Annotated in this window: 16 protein-coding genes, 1 pseudogene and 1 other annotated feature; of the genes and pseudogenes, 7 read left to right on the top strand and 10 right to left on the bottom strand. The window is 52.6% G+C overall.

Annotated features, from left to right (window positions below; genetic code table 11):
- Positions 1–287: 287 nt before the first annotated feature.
- The 3 genes from clpB to rluD all read right to left on the bottom strand — a co-directional run bounded on the left by clpB (position 288) and on the right by rluD (position 4,699).
- A complete protein-coding gene (clpB, locus tag JO226_RS13600) occupies positions 288–2,861 on the bottom strand; it encodes an ATP-dependent chaperone ClpB (RefSeq protein WP_293592980.1) in 2,574 nt (857 codons plus the stop codon).
- 129 nt (positions 2,862–2,990) lie between these two features.
- Positions 2,991–3,722, bottom strand: a complete 732-nt coding sequence (yfiH, locus tag JO226_RS13595; protein WP_293592978.1) for a purine nucleoside phosphorylase YfiH — start codon at positions 3,720–3,722, stop codon at positions 2,991–2,993.
- Positions 3,719–4,699, bottom strand: a complete 981-nt coding sequence (gene rluD, locus JO226_RS13590) for a 23S rRNA pseudouridine(1911/1915/1917) synthase RluD (protein ID WP_293592976.1) — start codon at positions 4,697–4,699, stop codon at positions 3,719–3,721. Before rluD ends, yfiH begins: the two co-directional genes overlap by 4 nt.
- 130 nt (positions 4,700–4,829) lie before the next feature.
- Here rluD and bamD point away from each other — a divergent pair, with 130 nt between their 5' ends.
- From bamD to pheA, 4 genes are all read left to right on the top strand, one after another.
- Positions 4,830–5,567 carry an outer membrane protein assembly factor BamD gene (bamD, locus tag JO226_RS13585; RefSeq protein ID WP_293592974.1) on the top strand — a complete coding sequence of 246 codons (738 nt, stop codon included), beginning with the start codon at positions 4,830–4,832 and terminating at the stop codon, positions 5,565–5,567.
- A 281-nt stretch (positions 5,568–5,848) separates the two neighbouring features.
- Entirely contained in the window at positions 5,849–6,181 is a 333-nt protein-coding gene (raiA, locus tag JO226_RS13580; protein ID WP_293592972.1) for a ribosome-associated translation inhibitor RaiA, read from the top strand.
- A gap of 104 nt (positions 6,182–6,285) precedes the next feature.
- Positions 6,286–6,411: a sequence feature (Phe leader region), on the top strand.
- Complete coding sequence (gene pheL, locus JO226_RS13575; RefSeq protein WP_125294913.1) at positions 6,287–6,334, top strand: pheA operon leader peptide PheL; 48 nt, start codon at positions 6,287–6,289, stop codon at positions 6,332–6,334. (Overlaps the previous feature by 48 nt.)
- 21 nt (positions 6,412–6,432) lie before the next feature.
- Positions 6,433–7,593: a bifunctional chorismate mutase/prephenate dehydratase gene (gene pheA, locus JO226_RS13570; protein WP_293592970.1), complete on the top strand. Its 1,161-nt coding sequence runs from the start codon at positions 6,433–6,435 to the stop codon at positions 7,591–7,593.
- A gap of 96 nt (positions 7,594–7,689) precedes the next feature.
- Here the strand turns inward: pheA and tyrA are convergent, their stop codons facing one another.
- Both tyrA and aroF read right to left on the bottom strand, forming a co-directional pair.
- Positions 7,690–8,811: a bifunctional chorismate mutase/prephenate dehydrogenase gene (gene tyrA / locus JO226_RS13565; protein ID WP_293592968.1), complete on the bottom strand. Its 1,122-nt coding sequence runs from the start codon at positions 8,809–8,811 to the stop codon at positions 7,690–7,692.
- A gap of 10 nt (positions 8,812–8,821) precedes the next feature.
- A complete protein-coding gene (aroF, locus tag JO226_RS13560; protein WP_293592966.1) occupies positions 8,822–9,892 on the bottom strand; it encodes a 3-deoxy-7-phosphoheptulonate synthase AroF in 1,071 nt (356 codons plus the stop codon).
- A gap of 346 nt (positions 9,893–10,238) precedes the next feature.
- Between aroF and JO226_RS13555 the strand changes: the two genes are divergently transcribed.
- Genes JO226_RS13555 through JO226_RS13545 form a run of 3 tightly spaced genes read left to right on the top strand, consistent with a single transcriptional unit; the run spans position 10,239 to position 12,545 of the window.
- On the top strand, positions 10,239–10,832 hold the full coding sequence (locus JO226_RS13555; protein ID WP_293592964.1) for a YfiR family protein: 594 nt from the start codon (positions 10,239–10,241) through the stop codon (positions 10,830–10,832).
- The gene (gene dgcN / locus JO226_RS13550) at positions 10,825–12,045 is read left to right on the top strand and encodes a diguanylate cyclase DgcN (protein WP_293592962.1); all 1,221 of its coding nucleotides are present in this window, start codon (positions 10,825–10,827) and stop codon (positions 12,043–12,045) included. Before JO226_RS13555 ends, dgcN begins: the two co-directional genes overlap by 8 nt.
- A gap of 17 nt (positions 12,046–12,062) precedes the next feature.
- Positions 12,063–12,545: an OmpA family protein gene (locus tag JO226_RS13545; protein ID WP_293592960.1), complete on the top strand. Its 483-nt coding sequence runs from the start codon at positions 12,063–12,065 to the stop codon at positions 12,543–12,545.
- Positions 12,546–12,552: 7 nt separating this feature from the next.
- Here JO226_RS13545 and JO226_RS13540 read toward each other — a convergent pair whose 3' ends face one another.
- From JO226_RS13540 to JO226_RS13520, 5 genes and pseudogenes are all read right to left on the bottom strand, one after another.
- The gene (locus JO226_RS13540) at positions 12,553–13,923 is read right to left on the bottom strand and encodes a PepSY domain-containing protein (RefSeq protein WP_293592958.1); all 1,371 of its coding nucleotides are present in this window, start codon (positions 13,921–13,923) and stop codon (positions 12,553–12,555) included.
- Positions 13,924–13,976: 53 nt separating this feature from the next.
- Positions 13,977–14,387, bottom strand: coding sequence for a DUF2946 domain-containing protein (locus JO226_RS13535; RefSeq protein ID WP_293592956.1), 411 nt, complete (start codon positions 14,385–14,387; stop codon positions 13,977–13,979).
- A gap of 263 nt (positions 14,388–14,650) precedes the next feature.
- Positions 14,651–15,649 (bottom strand): hypothetical protein, encoded by a 999-nt coding sequence (locus JO226_RS13530; protein ID WP_293592954.1) that lies wholly within the window; start codon positions 15,647–15,649, stop codon positions 14,651–14,653.
- A 10-nt stretch (positions 15,650–15,659) separates the two neighbouring features.
- Positions 15,660–16,196, bottom strand: a pseudogene (locus tag JO226_RS13525) (tyrosine-type recombinase/integrase); the annotation flags it as partial.
- A 30-nt stretch (positions 16,197–16,226) separates the two neighbouring features.
- Positions 16,227–16,341 (bottom strand): IS3 family transposase (locus JO226_RS13520; protein WP_293493372.1); only part of this gene is annotated, 115 nt, incomplete at its 5' end.

The raw sequence follows: 16,341 nt of genomic DNA, 5'->3' as shown, positions 1-16,341 counted from the left end.
CGTATAATACGTTTTCCTCATTCAGAGTCAAGCGTTTATTTTTGCTTTTCTCTGTGATGTTCATCGCTGGTTTTCACCGGAGAACCCCGCTGACCCGGCGGCTTACAGGCCGTTGTTCCGTGTCAGTGGAGGCGCATTATAGGGAGTAATTCTGAAGTGACAAGAGGAAATTTAAAAAAACTTTTCGTTCGTTCACTTTTCAGGCAAAACTCAGCACAGGCAGTCATTCCTGCCTGGTTTTTAAACAAAAACGAGCCCCTCAGGGCCCGTTTTATCCTTTTTGTGACTTACTGCACTGCAACAATGCGCTCGTCTTTGACGATCAGTTGCACCGCTTTCCCCGGTACCAGCTCACCCGACAGGATTTGTTGCGCCAGCGGGTTTTCTATCTGCTGCTGGATAGCACGTTTCAGCGGACGTGCGCCATACACCGGATCATAACCATTTTCGCTCAACAGCTTCAGCGCTTCATCAGAGATATGCACCTCATAGCCGCGCTCTTCCAGACGCTTATACAACCGCTGCAACTGGATCTGCGCAATAGAAGCAATGTGTTTCTCACCCAGCGGATGGAATACAACAACCTCATCAATACGGTTGATGAACTCAGGACGGAAACTGTGGCTGACAACGCCCAACACCAGATCTTTCATATGCCCGTAGTCCAGCTCGCCAAAGCGCTCCTGAATCAGGTCAGAACCCAGGTTCGACGTCATAATGACAACCGTGTTGCGGAAGTCGACCGTCCTCCCCTGCCCGTCCGTCAGACGACCATCATCCAGCACCTGCAGCAGAATGTTGAACACATCCGGATGTGCTTTTTCCACTTCATCCAGCAGGATGACGGAATAAGGACGACGACGCACCGCCTCTGTCAGGTACCCCCCTTCTTCATAACCGACGTATCCCGGAGGCGCCCCGACCAGACGCGATACGGAGTGTTTTTCCATGAACTCGGACATGTCGATACGCACCATTGCGTCATCGCTGTCGAACATAAAGTTAGCCAGCGATTTACACAGTTCGGTTTTACCGACACCGGTTGGCCCAAGGAACAAGAAGGAACCAATCGGGCGGTTAGGATCGGCCAGACCTGCACGGCTACGGCGGATAGCGTTCGATACCGCTTCAACGGCCTCATTCTGTCCAATCACGCGGCTGTGCAATTCCTGCTCCATACGCAGCAGTTTTTCACGCTCGCCCTCCAGCATTCTGGCAACCGGAATCCCGGTCCAGCGAGCCAGCACTTCGGCAATTTCCGCATCGGTGACTTTATTACGCAGCAGGCGCATAGTCTTGCCTTCAGACTGCGTTGCAACCGCAAGCTGCTTCTCCAGCTCCGGAATTTTACCGTACTGCAGCTCGGACATTCTCGCCAGATCGCCCACGCGACGCGCCTGCTCGATCGCGATTTTCGCCTGCTCCAGCTCGGCCTTAATCGTCTGGGTTCCGGAGAGCGAGGCTTTTTCAGCTTTCCATTCTTCTTCTAACACCGAATACTGGCGCTCTTTGTCATCCAGTTCGTCATTCAGCATATCCAGACGTTTACGGCTGGCTTCGTCAGACTCTTTTTTCAGCGCCTGCTGCTCCAGCTTGAGCTGGATAATGCGGCGATCCAGGCGGTCCAGTTCTTCCGGCTTTGAATCAATCTGCATACGGATGCTGGACGCCGCCTCATCGATAAGGTCGATGGCTTTATCCGGAAGCTGGCGATCGGCAATATAGCGGTGCGACAGCGTCGCCGCCGCGACAATCGCCGGGTCGGTTATCTGCACATGGTGATGCAGCTCATAACGCTCTTTCAGACCACGCAGAATGGCGATGGTATCCTCGACCGAGGGTTCCGCGACAAACACTTTCTGGAAACGACGCTCCAGCGCCGCGTCTTTTTCAATGTACTGACGGTACTCATCCAGCGTCGTCGCGCCCACGCAGTGCAGTTCACCACGTGCCAGCGCCGGTTTCAGCATATTGCCCGCATCCATCGCGCCATCGGCTTTACCGGCGCCAACCATGGTATGCAGCTCATCAATAAACAGGATGACGTTGCCCTCCTGTTTCGCCAGATCGTTGAGCACGCCTTTTAAACGCTCTTCAAACTCTCCGCGGTATTTCGCCCCGGCCACCAGCGAGCCCATATCCAGCGACAGCACCCGGCGGCCTTTTAGCCCTTCCGGCACTTCGCCGTTAACGATACGCTGCGCCAGGCCTTCCACGATGGCGGTTTTACCGACGCCCGGCTCACCAATCAGCACCGGGTTATTTTTAGTACGGCGTTGCAGAACCTGGATAGTACGACGAATTTCTTCATCACGACCGATCACCGGGTCAAGCTTGCCCTGCTCGGCGCGCTCGGTCAGATCGACCGTATATTTTTTCAAAGCCTGACGCTGGTCTTCGGCTCCCTGATCGTTCACGCTCTCACCTCCACGCATTTGTTCAATCGCCTGAGTCACGTTGGCGGTTGTTGCCCCGGCGGATTTTAAAAGGTCGGTCAGCGTACCGCGTGATTCAAGCGCTGCCAGAACGAAGAGTTCTGACGAAATAAAATTGTCCCCACGTTTTTGCGCCAGCTTATCGCAAAGATTCAGTACGCGAACCAGATCCTGAGACGGCTGCACGTCGCCACCGGTGCCTTCCACCTGCGGTAAACGGCTCAGCGCCTGATCGATGGCGGTGCGCAACTGGCCAGCATTAATGCCAGCAGAGGTTAATAAAGGACGTACCGATCCCCCTTCCTGATTCAGCAAGGCGCTCATTAAATGAAGAGGTTCGATGAATTGGTTGTCGTGCCCGAGTGCGAGCGACTGGGCATCGGCAAGAGCAAGCTGGAATTTGTTAGTAAGACGATCCAGACGCATAACTCCTCCCATAAACAGGTCAAATTTGCTACTGGAGATTAAATGAGGTCATCCCTCAATTATTCAAGGTTAAAGACCTGAACTATGCGAAAAATAAGTTTGCCTTCTGGATCGTCTTGATTCTTTAGGTTATATCAGCCAAATGAAACTTGCCATACGCCCGGTGGTCTTGTCGCGTCGATAAGAGAAAAAATCATCCTTTTCGCTTAGCGTACAACGTTCACCACCAAAAACCTGTGTGACCCCGGCGCGCGCCAGGCGCTGCCGTGCAAGCTGATAAATATCCGCATAGTATTTCTCGCCAACAGGACGAAACGCGCTGTCAGCACGCTCGTCTTGCGCCATAAAGGCATCGCGAACCTCCGGCCCGACTTCAAACGCATCGGGGCCGATCGCCGGGCCAAGCCAGGCAAGCAGGTTTTCCGGACGGTCGCGAAAGCAGGCTATCGTCTCCTCCAGCACGCCTTCACATAGCCCGCGCCAGCCGGCATGCGCCGCCGCCACTTCTGTGCCAGCCTTATTGCAAAACAGCACCGGCAGGCAGTCGGCCGTCATCACCGCGCAGACCTGGCCGGGAATATGACTATAGGATGCATCCGCCCGTTTTGACGAATAGTCGCCCCCGGTGAGTGGCAGCACCACTTTGCCATGCACCTGTTCGAGCCAGACCGGGCGCGACGGCATTGCTGCCGCCGTATAGAAACGGCGACGGTTTTCTTCGACATGATCCTGGTTATCGCCGCAGTGAGCCCCCAGGTTCAGGGAATCCCAGGGCGCTAAACTCACACCACCAACACGCGTAGAGCTACAGGCAGCAACACCTTTCGGCGCAGGCCACTGCGGAACGATTACCTTTGTCATAGCCAGTCAACATCATCCTTATGGGCTTCAAAATCGGCACGCATCGCGTCAATCAAGTCCACCATATCCTGTGGGATTGGCGCATGCCACTCCATCTCGATTCCGCTGATCGGGTGATACAAGCGCAGCATGGTCGCATGCAGCGCCTGACGGTCAAACTTGCGCAGCGCCGTAATGAATTCGTCAGAGGCGCCCTTTGGCGGACGCGGACGGCCGCCATACAGCTGATCGCCCACCAGCGGATGGGTGATATGCGCCATATGCACGCGGATTTGGTGAGTACGCCCGGTTTCCAGACGCAAGCGCAAACGCGTGTGCACACGGAAGTGCTCCATAATACGGTAGTGCGTGACCGCCGGTTTCCCCATCGGATGCACCGACATATGGGTGCGTTTCGTCGGGTGACGGCTGATCGGCTGCTCAACGGTGCCGCCCGCGGTCATATGACCGATAGCTACGGCCTCGTACTCGCGGGTGATCTCGCGCAGCTGCAGCGATTCCACCAGACGCGTCTGCGCCGGAACCGTTTTGGCGACCACCATCAGGCCGGTGGTGTCTTTATCCAGACGGTGGACAATGCCCGCACGCGGTACGTCAGCGATCGGCGGGTAATAGTGCAGCAGCGCGTTCAGCACCGTGCCGTCCGGGTTGCCAGCGCCAGGATGAACGACCAGATCGCGCGGCTTGTTGATAACAATGATATCGTCATCTTCATAAACGATGTTCAGCGGGATATCCTGCGCTTCGAAGCGCACGTCCTCCTCGATTTCAGCATTGATGGCGACGCTTTCTCCGCCCAACACTTTCTCTTTCGGCTTATCACATATCTTGCCGTTGACCAGCACGCGCTGGTCGAGGATCCATTCTTTTATACGCGAACGCGAATAATCCGGGAACAATTCGGCCAAAGCCTGATCTAAGCGTTGACCAAGTTGGTTTTCGGACACCGTTGCGGTGAGTTGTACTCGTTGTGCCATATACAGCTTCTTCGTTAACGTTGGGTTTTACGGCTTTGCCGTTTAATATAGTGTGCTATTGTAGCTGGTCTTAATCGGGAGCAGGAACGATAATCTCCCGCATAAACATTCTGAGGAAAGTCAAAACGTCATGACGCGCATGAAATACCTGGTGGCTGCCGCCACACTGAGCCTGGCTTTGGCGGGTTGCTCCAGTTCAAAGGAAGAGGTGCCAGATAGCCCGCCAAATGAAATTTACGCGACTGCTCAACAAAAACTGCAGGACGGTAACTGGAAACAGGCGATAACGCAACTGGAAGCGCTGGATAACCGCTATCCGTTTGGCCCCTACTCTCAGCAGGTTCAGTTGGATCTGATTTATGCGTATTACAAAAATGCCGACCTGCCGCTGGCCCAGGCCGCAATCGATCGTTTTATGCGTCTGAACCCGACGCATCCGAATATCGATTACGTCATCTACATGCGCGGTTTGACCAACATGGCGCTGGATGACAGTGCGCTGCAGGGCTTCTTCGGCGTCGATCGTTCCGACCGTGACCCGCAGCACGCCCGCGATGCGTTCAACGACTTCACTAAGCTGGTGCGCGGCTATCCGAACAGCCAGTACGCTACCGATGCCTACAAGCGCATGGTATTCCTGAAAAATCGTCTGGCGAAGTATGAACTTTCCGTGGTGGATTATTATAGTGACCGCGGCGCGTGGGTTGCCGTCGTCAACCGCGTAGAAGGTATGCTGCGTGATTATCCGGATACCCAGGCAGCCCGAGACGCACTGCCGAAAATGGAAAACGCCTATCGCCAGATGCAGATGAACGCACAGGCTGACAAAGTGGCGAAAATCATTGCCGCGAACGGCAGCAAAACCTGATGTTCTGACCGCCCTGAATGAAAAAAAATGGCAGCCGCAATGGGCTGCCATTTTTTTATCTCAATTCGTGATTCGCTGAACCGGTTTAGCGAATAGTTAACTCATCAACTATGACCGCCTTTTGTTACTTCCTCAAGTAAAATATTGCCTGTTCCTGTCCTGTCTCACAAAACACGTTCATTGACAAAAAGTGACAAAATAACGTGACACACATCACACATTTTGACATTGGGAACGGTATGCTGGAATCACCAAGACGGGAAAGACAAGAGGTAAAATTTATGACAATGAACATTACCAGTAAACAAATGGAAATTACTCCGGCAATCCGCCAGCATGTCGCAGACCGTCTCTCCAAACTGGATAAATGGCAAACGCATTTAATTAACCCACATATCATTCTGTCTAAAGAACCGCAGGGCTTTATCGCCGATGCCACTATCAATACGCCAAACGGCCATCTGGTCGCCAGCGCCCGACATGAAGATATGTACGTCGCCATTAACGAATTGATCAACAAGCTGGAAAGGCAGCTCAATAAAGTGCAACACAAAGGGGAAGCACGTCGCGCCAACGCATCGGTGAAAGACGTCAACTTCGTTGAACAAGAGTAATCCTTAACAACTGTGTTTAGTCAACGCGCCTTCGGGCGCGTTTTTTATTGACAGCGTGAAAACAGTACGGTTAATTTAACTACACCAACAACCAGAGAACCTCTGATGAAACAACTTCCGTTTTTCTTCGCATTCTTTTTTACCTTCCCCTGAATGGGAGGCGATTCGTCATGTGATTAAGAATGCGAAGACGAACAATAAGGCCTCCCACTCCGGGGGGCCTTTTTATTGATAACAAGAAAGGCAACATTATGACTGCGGAAAACCCGTTACTGGCACTGCGTGAAAAGATAAGCGCGCTGGATGAAAAACTGCTGACGCTGCTTGCCGAGCGTCGCGGGCTGGCTGTTGAAGTCGGCAAAGCAAAACTCACCTCGCATCGCCCGGTGCGCGATATCGACCGCGAGCGCGATCTGCTGGAACGTCTGATTACGCTTGGTAAAGCGCACCACCTCGATGCCCATTACATCACCCGCCTGTTCCAGCTGATTATCGAAGACTCGGTGCTCACCCAGCAGGCGCTGTTGCAGCAGCATCTGAATAAAATCAACCCGCACTCTGCCCGCATTGCCTTTCTGGGGCCCAAAGGTTCATATTCCCATCTGGCGGCACGCCAGTACGCCGCCCGCCATTTCGAGCAGTTTATCGAAAGCGGGTGTGCGAAATTCGCCGATATCTTCAATCAGGTGGAGACCGGTCAGGCCGATTACGCGGTGGTCCCCATTGAAAACACCAGCTCCGGCGCCATCAACGACGTTTACGATCTGCTACAGCACACCAGCCTGTTCATCGTCGGCGAAATGACGGTGCCTATCGACCATTGCGTGCTGGTTTCCGGTTCAACCGACCTTAGCAGCATCGACACGGTGTACAGCCACCCGCAGCCGTTCCAGCAGTGCAGCCAGTTCCTTAATCGCTACCCGCACTGGAAAATTGAGTACACGGAGAGCACCTCCGCGGCGATGGAAAAGGTCGCTCAGGCAAACTCACCGCGCGTCGCGGCGCTGGGCAGCGAAGCGGGCGGTGCGCTGTATGGTTTGCAGGTGCTTGAGCGCAATCTCGCCAACCAGCAGCAAAACATTACCCGCTTTGTGGTGCTGGCGCGTAAAGCCATCAACGTGTCCGACCAGGTCCCGGCAAAAACTACGCTGCTGATCGCCACCGGGCAGCAAGCCGGCGCGCTGGTTGAAGCGCTGCTGGTCCTGCGCAACCATAAACTCATTATGACCAAACTGGAATCCCGCCCGATTTACGGCAACCCGTGGGAAGAGATGTTTTATCTGGATATCCAGGCCAACCTGGAATCTGAAGCGATGCAAAAGGCGCTGAAAGAGCTGGGCGACATCACCCGCTCAATGAAGGTGCTCGGCTGCTATCCGAGCGAAAACGTAGTGCCGGTCGACCCCGCCTGACGCTTTAAGGTCAACAGATGGCAATGTCTTCACCCTGCCACCTCAAGCGGCAGGGTGAAAAGAGCGTCAGACAGTGTACTGGCAAGCAATGGTTTATTACTGCCGGCTGTCGTTCGCCTGACGCAGCAGTGTACGGCTTTCGCTCTGAAAACGCTGAGCGTAATCGCCAAACCAGTGTTCGACTTTACGGAAACTGTCGATAAATGCCTGCTTGTCGCCCTGCTCCAGCAGGCCAATCGCCTCGCCAAAGCGTGTGTAGTAACGTTTAATCAGCGCCAGATTGCTTTGTGACGACATAATAATGTCGGCGTACAGCTGTGGATCCTGGGCAAACAGACGCCCCACCATCGCCAGCTCAAGACGATAGATTGGCGACGAAAGCGCCAGCAGCTGTTCAAGCTGCACGTTTTCTTCCGCCAGGTGCAGACCGTAGGCGAAAGTAGCAAAGTGACGCAGCGCCTGGATAAATGCCATGTTCTGATCGTGTTCAACTGCGCTGATGCGATGCAGACGCGCGCCCCAGACCTGAATCTGTTCAAGGAACCACTGGTACGCCTCCGGCTGACGACCGTCGCAGTACACCACCACCTGCTTGGCCAGGCTGCCGCTGTCCGGCCCGAACATCGGATGCAGCCCCAGCACTGGCCCATTGTGCGCCGCCAGCATCGCCTGCAACGGGCCTGCTTTCACCGACGCAAGGTCGACCAGAATGCAGTCCGCCGGTAGCGCAGGCAACCTCGCAATGGTCTGCTCGGTGACGTGAATCGGTACGCTGACGATCACCATCCCGGCATCAGCCACCAGCTCCTCAGCGCGTCCCCAGTCCTCTTTTTCCAGGATCCGCACCTGATAGCCGGAGAGCGTCAGCATTTTTTCAAACAGACGCCCCATCTGCCCGCCGCCACCCACGATGACGACCGGACGTAACTGCGGATACAGGGTTTTGAAGCCCTTGTCATTTTCACTGGAGTAGGACTCCCGCATCACCCGACGCAACACGTCTTCAATGAGGTCCGGCGGCACGCCAAGCGATTCCGCTTCTGCACGGCGCGATGCCAGCATGGAGGCCTCGCGCTCAGGAACATAAATGGGCAAGCCGTACTTGCTTTTCACCTCGCCCACTTCAGCAACCAGCTCCAGACGACGCGCCAGCAAGCCCAGCAGCGCCTTATCCACCTCATCAATTTGATCGCGCAACGCGGTCAGTTCAGCAACCATAACAATCCTCTTAAGCCAGACGAGCCGCCAGATGGCTGCGCAGATCTTTATCAATTTCACGCAGCAGCGCATCAGTGGATTCCCAGCTGATACAAGCATCCGTTACCGACACACCGTATTTCATATCACAACGCGGCTGCTCAGAAGACTGATTGCCCTCGTGAATATTACTTTCGATCATCAGGCCGATAATCGACCGGTTGCCATCTTTGATTTGCGCGACAACGGACTCCGCCACTACGGGCTGACGGCGGTAATCTTTATTCGAGTTACCATGGCTGCAATCTACCATCAGCGACGGCTTCAGTCCTGCCTGTTCCATCTCTTTTTCGCACTGTGCGACATCTGCCGGGCTGTAGTTCGGCGCTTTACCGCCGCGCAGGATCACATGACCGTCCGGGTTGCCCTGAGTTTGCAGCAGGCAAACTTGCCCGCCCTGGTTGATACCCACAAAACGGTGCGGCATCGCGGCGGCGCGCATGGCGTTAATCGCGGTCGCCAGGCTGCCGTCAGTGCCGTTTTTAAAGCCCACCGGCATAGACAAGCCAGACGCCATTTCGCGATGGGTCTGCGACTCGGTCGTACGCGCGCCGATGGCGGACCAGCTGAACAGATCGCCCAGGTACTGCGGGCTATTCGGATCCAGCGCTTCCGTCGCCAGCGGCAAGCCCATGCTGACCAGTTCAACCAACAAACGACGCGCAATCTTAAGTCCTGCTTCAACATCAAACGAGCCATCCATGTGCGGATCGTTAATCAGCCCCTTCCAGCCGACGGTAGTACGGGGTTTTTCAAAATAGACGCGCATTACCAGATAGAGGCTATCGCTGACCTCTGCGGCAAGGGTTTTAAATCGACGAGCGTATTCAATCGCAGTTTCCGGGTCATGGATAGAACAAGGACCACATACCACCAACAGGCGCGGATCGCGACCTGCGATGATGTCAGAAATCGTTTGACGGGATTGCGCAATTTGCGCTTCCTGATCGGCACTCAGCGGAAATTCCGTTTTCAGTTGTTCCGGGGTAATCAGAATTTGTTCGTCTGCGATATGTACGTTATTCAGCGCGTCTTTTTGCATGATTGCTTACCTGTATAGCTCGTTTGCGATAGTGTTTTCCTCAGTGAGGGTGCACTTACGATACCATACAAAGTAAAGATATCAATCCACAGTCCGTAAATTTTTCGTTACACAATGCTATTTAACGTCATTTTTACCCCCAGTATAATGTAACGATAAAATTACACAGAGAGTTTATGCTCTACTGCGTTAAGCGTAAGCGAGCGCACAACAACGCCTCCGGTGATGCGCATTCGGAAATATCCAAAATTACCTCACCACGTCGAAAATCAGTAGATAACACTCTGCCATTTAACTTAAGTTGCGCTTAAATCATAAATAGCTCTAATGACTGATAACGAGAAAAATGATATCCTTTTGCGTAATAATCCGAATTTTTAACGCTCTGAAAGCATGGCGGACTCAGGTGAGCACCCGGCTAAAACGATTGTGTCCACTACTGCTGGCACCTATTTTGTGGACCACAGGTGTCCCGCTTTACGCCGCAACGCCTTCCGAGACGGATAAATCTGTTCGCGCAATTGTGTCCGGGATAATCAGCTATACCCGATGGCCGGCAAGCCTCACGACACCTCCCAGGCTTTGTATATTCTCCTCATCACGCTACGTTGGCGTATTACGTTCGGGAGATATCGGTCCGACGCCCTGGCAGGCCGTCGTTGTCAGTACCGAACAGCAGGCGCTGGGTGCAAGCTGTGATGCCATTTACTTTGGTAATGAGTCAGCGGAAGAACAACAGAAAATAATCCAGCGTTATCAACCCCGAGCACTACTCTCTATTGCTGAACAAAATTCGCAATGTATTGTTGGTAGCGCATTTTGTCTGTCGATTAATTCAGAACGGGTCAAGTTCTCAGTTAATCTCGACGCGCTTTCACGTAGCGGCGTCAGGGTAAATCCCGATGTATTGATGCTTGCCCGGAATAAAAAGCATGAATAAGGATCTTTCCTCCATACAGCGCCCGACGTTTAAAAGCACATTGCGGCGAATAAGCATGGTAAGTATCGTCATCACCATGACGCTTATCTGGTTGCTGCTGTGCGTGGTTTCCGTCGTGACGTTAAAACAGTACGCGCAAAAGAACCTGGAACTGACAGGGGCGACCATGAGCACCAGCCTTGAAGCTGCTCTGGTGTTTGGCGACGAAGCCGCAGCTGCTGATACGCTTGCCACTCTTGGTAAGCAAGGGCAATACTCCCTTGCGGAGGTCTATGACAAGAATAATAACCTGTTCGCCCGCTGGTCCTTCGACACGAAAAAAAACAGCGAGCAGTTCAATAAACTGGTGAGCCACTGGTTGTTCCCACAACCGGTAATGCAGCCCGTTATACATAATAAAATCGTCGTCGGTCAGATAAGATTAACCGCCCGCGACAGCCTGATCAGTCATTTTATCTGGACATCGCTTGCGGTATTAACGGCCTGTATTTTGCTCGCCTCCGCACTGGCGATGATTATTTCCCGCCACCTGCATTATGACGTGGTGACGGCGCTACAAAATATTACCGATGTCGCCCACGATGTCCGAACCAACCGTAACTTTTCCCGGCGGGTTTCTCAGGAGCGCATAGAGGAATTCCAGCAGTTTGCTCAGGATTTCAATAGCCTACTTGATGAAATGGAGGAATGGCAGCGTACACTACAGGCCACCAACGATCAGCTCCGGCGTACCGCCATGCATGACCCGCTGACCGGGCTGCCTAACCGCGCCTCTTTCCGTGCCGCCATCGCCGCACTAATGAAAAATAAAAACTCGCGCACGCATTCTGCGCTGCTGTTTCTTGACGGTGACAACTTCAAACATATTAACGACACCTGGGGACATGCAGCAGGCGATAACGTGCTGATGGAAACCGCCAACCGACTGATCGAATTCGGCGGTAAACGACACATGGCATTTCGTCTTGGAGGTGATGAATTTGCCATAATACTGAGTGACATTGACAATGAATATCAGGTGCAGCGTATTTGCACCGCGCTTACACAGCAATTTGTTCGTCTTTTCGACATGCATAATGGTCATTTAGCCACCTTCTCACTGAGCGTCGGCTATGCGCTAACCCGCGAGCATGATACGGTCGAAAGCCTGCTGGAACGGGCCGATCAGAACATGTATGTCATGAAAAATAAACGAGCAGAGTCCCCCTTATAAATAAGAAGGAATTCACTATGCTTACGCGTTTTATTGCTCCCTTTTTGTTGACCATTTTCTTTCTGACGGGCTGTCAGGCACCGCAGGGGAAATTTTCTCCGGAACAGGTAACCGCAATGAAATCCCTGGGATTTAGCGAAAGTGAAGGTGACTGGTCTTTAGGGTTGTCGGATAAAATTCTGTTCAGTACTAACGACTATCAGCTAAATGCGCAGAGCCGTCAGCAGATTGCCTCCATGGCATCCCATCTTGCGGCCACCGGTATTACCCATGCCCGGATGGATGGTCATACCGATAACTACGGTGAAGACAGCTATAACGAAGCGTTGTCGCTCAAGCGCGCAAACCGGGTGGCTGATGCCTGGGCAGAAGGCGCCCGCATCCCGCGCGGCAACCTGGCCACTCAGGGGCTTGGCAAAAAATACCCGGTGGCCAGTAATGCAACCGCTCAGGGCCGCTCGGAAAACCGTCGTGTGACGATTGTCATCAGCGAGCCCTGAGACAACACTATTCCGCGACGCTCTCGCGAATTGCTGCGCTGGACATCCGCCAGCGCAACAAATCAACGGCCACGAACAACAGCAGGCTTCCTCCCAGTACCGGCATCGCTAACCCCAACAATACCGCCACCAGCATCACACACCCCTTACCCGCCGTCGACAGTAATAGCCAGCCCTGCGTCAGCGTTGACAGCGGATTTTGCACGCCCGCCGCAGGCCTGCGCAGCCACCACAGCCGATACCCGATAACGATCATAATGCACAGCGCTGCGCCGAAAGCGATAAGCAGCAGCTGATTCACCAGACCAAACAAAATGCCCATATGAAAATCAACGCCCCAGCGGGTGAGCTTCGCCATCAGCGGAAAATCGGCAAAATGGGTACGATCGATAACCTGCATCCGGTTGCCATCGATAGCGACAGCATCTACCTGCGTCGGCCAGCGCCTGTCGATTTCCGTTACCGTCCATGCTCTGTCGCTATTTTTCGGCGGGCGGATCTCCAGACGATTCGCCGACAGCCCGGCGTGCTGCGCCGTAGCCAGCACTTCGTCATAGCGACTCAGCGGTATCAGCATCGGCATTCCCATCGCCATACCCTCATGGTGACTCTGGTACTCCGCATGTGGATCCTGGCTCGCCCCTGGCCCAGAAAGTTGCGTGTTGACCTGCGGCGTCAGCCAGCCAAACGATGCGCGCAGTGTATCCACGTTGCCGCCCGCCCACTGCGACCAGGTGAGCCCGGTGGCTGAAAACAGCAGCATTCCCACCAGTAAGCACCACCCCAGCGTCGAGTGAAGACGACGGGAGTTCTGTTGACGGTTATTGATACGCCGCTTCGGACGCGTAACGAACCACAGGGCAATACCGCCGATCGCCGCCACCCACATCCAGGAAGCGGCCAGTTCGCTGTACAGGCGACCCGCATCGCCCAGCAGCAGCGAACGGTGCGCATAGTCAATCCACTGGCGCAGCGGCAGAATGCCGCTGCTGCCATACACGGTCATATCTCCTTTCACCGCCAGCGTCACTGGGTCGATAAACAGCGCCCGGCTCTCCGACTCGCCGAGAGCAGGATCGCTGAACATCACCCGGGTCGTCTCGCCGGGCGTCAGCGCAGGACGAACCGCAAAAACCGCAGCGAGCCCGCCGATCGCCTGCCGGGCCACCGCTATCTGCTCAGCAATCGGGTGACGTTCACCCTGGGTTTCAGCACTCAACGCCTGACGATAGATCAGGCTTTCAAGCTGCGGCGTTGCAACGTAAAGCGTACCGGTCAGCGCAGCGATGAAAATAAACGGTCCGGCGCAGAGGCCAATATAGAAATGAACGCGTCGCAGCAGGTTAATCCATGCCGCACGCGGGGTGCAGGTGGTCATACTTTTCCTTAATAAAAAGTAAAAAGAGTTTGTTGCGCTAAAGCGCACTTTTTTTATTCGCAGGTAAAAGCAGACCGCCGCGGCGGCGCGCGGGTCTCAGGATACAGCCAAGGGAAAAAATACCGGTGCTGAACGGTAAGACGCACAGGCGTCGTTCGCCCCGGCAACAGCAGCGCACACACCAGTAATACCAGCGCCAGCAGCAGGCCCGGTACATGGGCAAGCAGCACACAGTAACCGCAAGCTTCTGCGTGATCGACCGGCATCAGCACTGGCTTTTCCAGAGCGTGGGGCGATTCCCCCATCATCGGCATATCGTGATGCATGCCGGGCATCGCCGCCATCGGGTCTTTTTGCAGGGAGACGGAGATTAACGGCGCAATCAGAATCAGCGCAACGGCAAACAGCGCGAACCATGCCGCGCGGTGCAGACTGTTTGTGCGTTGAAAAATTGCGACCGACACGCCCCCTCCTGAAGTGGAGGGCATTGTAAATGATTTACATCAAAACTGTTAACAACTGCGGCGTAAAACAAGAAAAAAGGGCCAGCCTTTCGGCCAGCCCTTTTCAAGCGGGATGTCGCATAAGCGAATCTTAGTTAAGACGCTTTTACCAAACCCCATTGATAAACATACATTTTTCATTACAAACAGTTAGTTATATGTATCATTGGTGCAGTCAAATGCGACCCAAAACATGCTGCGTGGGCAAAATGTGGACACATTACTCAAGCTTCTTCAACCGAAGCTTTAACTAAAGCACGATATTTAGTTGTTACGGGAATGACCTCTTCAGGGACGGTTTCCCATCTTGAATTAAAATATTGCTCACAGGTTAAATCTAAAATACTTCTACAGAATCCTTCTATATGCCACATTGGAAGACTCCTGTAATTGTTCATATCCGATTCTTCCTTTTCCATCATACTTAGGTAAGGCATGCATTGTGTAATTCTTTTTTCGAAATCCTCAACCGTGGAATCATACCTTCTTATTTCATCAAGAAGCTCCGGAATATCCTCATTTGAAAATTCCCTCCCGGGTGAGTATTCATTAACTAATTTTATCAAGTTGTCTGAGTTCAATGCCTCATCCTTATTTATCACTTCTCCTTGCATTTCAATTCTATCGTTATAGGAGATTTTCAAATCTTTTATACTGTCAAATTTTTCATCAGCAAGCTCAATGAGAGCGCTTAATTTACTCAAACTTCTTTTAATCTCTCTAGGCGCATCCTTCTCTCGTTTATATAAGAGTTTGTGGCTTATAGCTGCCCATGTATGCATCAGCATTGTTCGGACTTGTATCTCCATCTTAAGCCCTCCTAAATTACGATAGTTCGGGACGTTTAACCACTCACCCTTAATTTTACATATCAAATGCCTAGAGGAGTATCCAAAACGATCGACATCCATTTCCTTTTGCTTATCGGACCCCGAAGTAACATCAAATTCCTTTCTGATAATATCTTCAATTTTATTTAGGTCAGATTCATAGTAACAAATAATTCTAATCCCACAGAAATCTTCAATTTCCTCCAAAGGATTAATATATACTTTCCTTGTCAACTTAGCCCTCAGTGAGTCTATAGTTTTCACCCTGCCTTCAATATTGAATATAGAAATATTTTCATCTTCTACCAGCTTTCTAACAACGGGCATCGCTTGATTCATCAAAGAAACATAAAATGGATGCTGTTTCTCATACTCCTCACAGTGGTCAATCATAACTTCCCTCTCATTCTAAACCAATTTTTGATAATGGATTATAAAGTACAGCATCTTCTAAATGATCAGGGGAAAAATGAGAATAGCGCATAGTTTCACGAATATTCGCATGACCTAGAATTCTCTGTAACACCAGAATATTCCCCCCATTCATCATAAAGTGACTTGCAAACGTATGGCGTAGCACATGCGTTTTCTGCCCTTCAGCTAACTCTATATCGGTCAGAGCGAGCATTTTCTTGAATTCCTGATAGCACGGGTGAAACATTTTCCCCTGCAAAGGAGCCAGCTCGTCATAGAGCCACCGAGGGATCGGAACCGTGCGGTTTTTCTTCCCCTTCGTTTTCGTGAAGGTCAGCTTGTGGGGTGAGAGCTGTGAACGTGTAAGACGCTCAGCCTCGCTCCATCGAGCGCCGGTCGCTAGGCATACTTTGACGATTCGAGTTAAGTAAATTTTCCCGTAGGATTCACAAGCGTTGAGTACTTCGCGAATTTGCTGCTGAGTGAGCCACGACATTTCTTTTTCGGCTTCTTTAAAAACCCGCACTGATCCTACCCACATAATGTGGACACGGTGCTAAGCGAGGTTCTGGTTTTCAAATTGTTCCGGGCTGAGTCCGCCACAGGCACTGTGTCGGCGCCACCGATTGTAATCGCACTCAATATAATTGAACACCGTCGTTCGCATCGAT

The organism is Pluralibacter sp. (assembly GCF_019237635.1).
In the GTDB taxonomy this organism is placed as follows: domain Bacteria; phylum Pseudomonadota; class Gammaproteobacteria; order Enterobacterales; family Enterobacteriaceae; genus Enterobacter_B.
Note: the sequence above shows the minus strand (reverse complement) of the source record. Positions and strands in the feature narration are given on the sequence as shown.

Coding starts and splice junctions, on each gene's coding strand:
- aroF (WP_293592966.1), bottom strand. CDS start 9,892: ATGCAAAAAGACGCGCTGAATAACGTACATATCGCAGACGAACAAATT.
- JO226_RS13545 (WP_293592960.1), top strand. CDS start 12,063: ATGCTTACGCGTTTTATTGCTCCCTTTTTGTTGACCATTTTCTTTCTG.
- JO226_RS13540 (WP_293592958.1), bottom strand. CDS start 13,923: ATGACCACCTGCACCCCGCGTGCGGCATGGATTAACCTGCTGCGACGC.
- JO226_RS13530 (WP_293592954.1), bottom strand. CDS start 15,649: ATGATTGACCACTGTGAGGAGTATGAGAAACAGCATCCATTTTATGTT.
- dgcN (WP_293592962.1), top strand. CDS start 10,825: ATGAATAAGGATCTTTCCTCCATACAGCGCCCGACGTTTAAAAGCACA.
- pheA (WP_293592970.1), top strand. CDS start 6,433: ATGACTGCGGAAAACCCGTTACTGGCACTGCGTGAAAAGATAAGCGCG.
- raiA (WP_293592972.1), top strand. CDS start 5,849: ATGACAATGAACATTACCAGTAAACAAATGGAAATTACTCCGGCAATC.
- tyrA (WP_293592968.1), bottom strand. CDS start 8,811: ATGGTTGCTGAACTGACCGCGTTGCGCGATCAAATTGATGAGGTGGAT.
- clpB (WP_293592980.1), bottom strand. CDS start 2,861: ATGCGTCTGGATCGTCTTACTAACAAATTCCAGCTTGCTCTTGCCGAT.
- bamD (WP_293592974.1), top strand. CDS start 4,830: ATGACGCGCATGAAATACCTGGTGGCTGCCGCCACACTGAGCCTGGCT.
- yfiH (WP_293592978.1), bottom strand. CDS start 3,722: ATGACAAAGGTAATCGTTCCGCAGTGGCCTGCGCCGAAAGGTGTTGCT.
- JO226_RS13555 (WP_293592964.1), top strand. CDS start 10,239: ATGATATCCTTTTGCGTAATAATCCGAATTTTTAACGCTCTGAAAGCA.
- rluD (WP_293592976.1), bottom strand. CDS start 4,699: ATGGCACAACGAGTACAACTCACCGCAACGGTGTCCGAAAACCAACTT.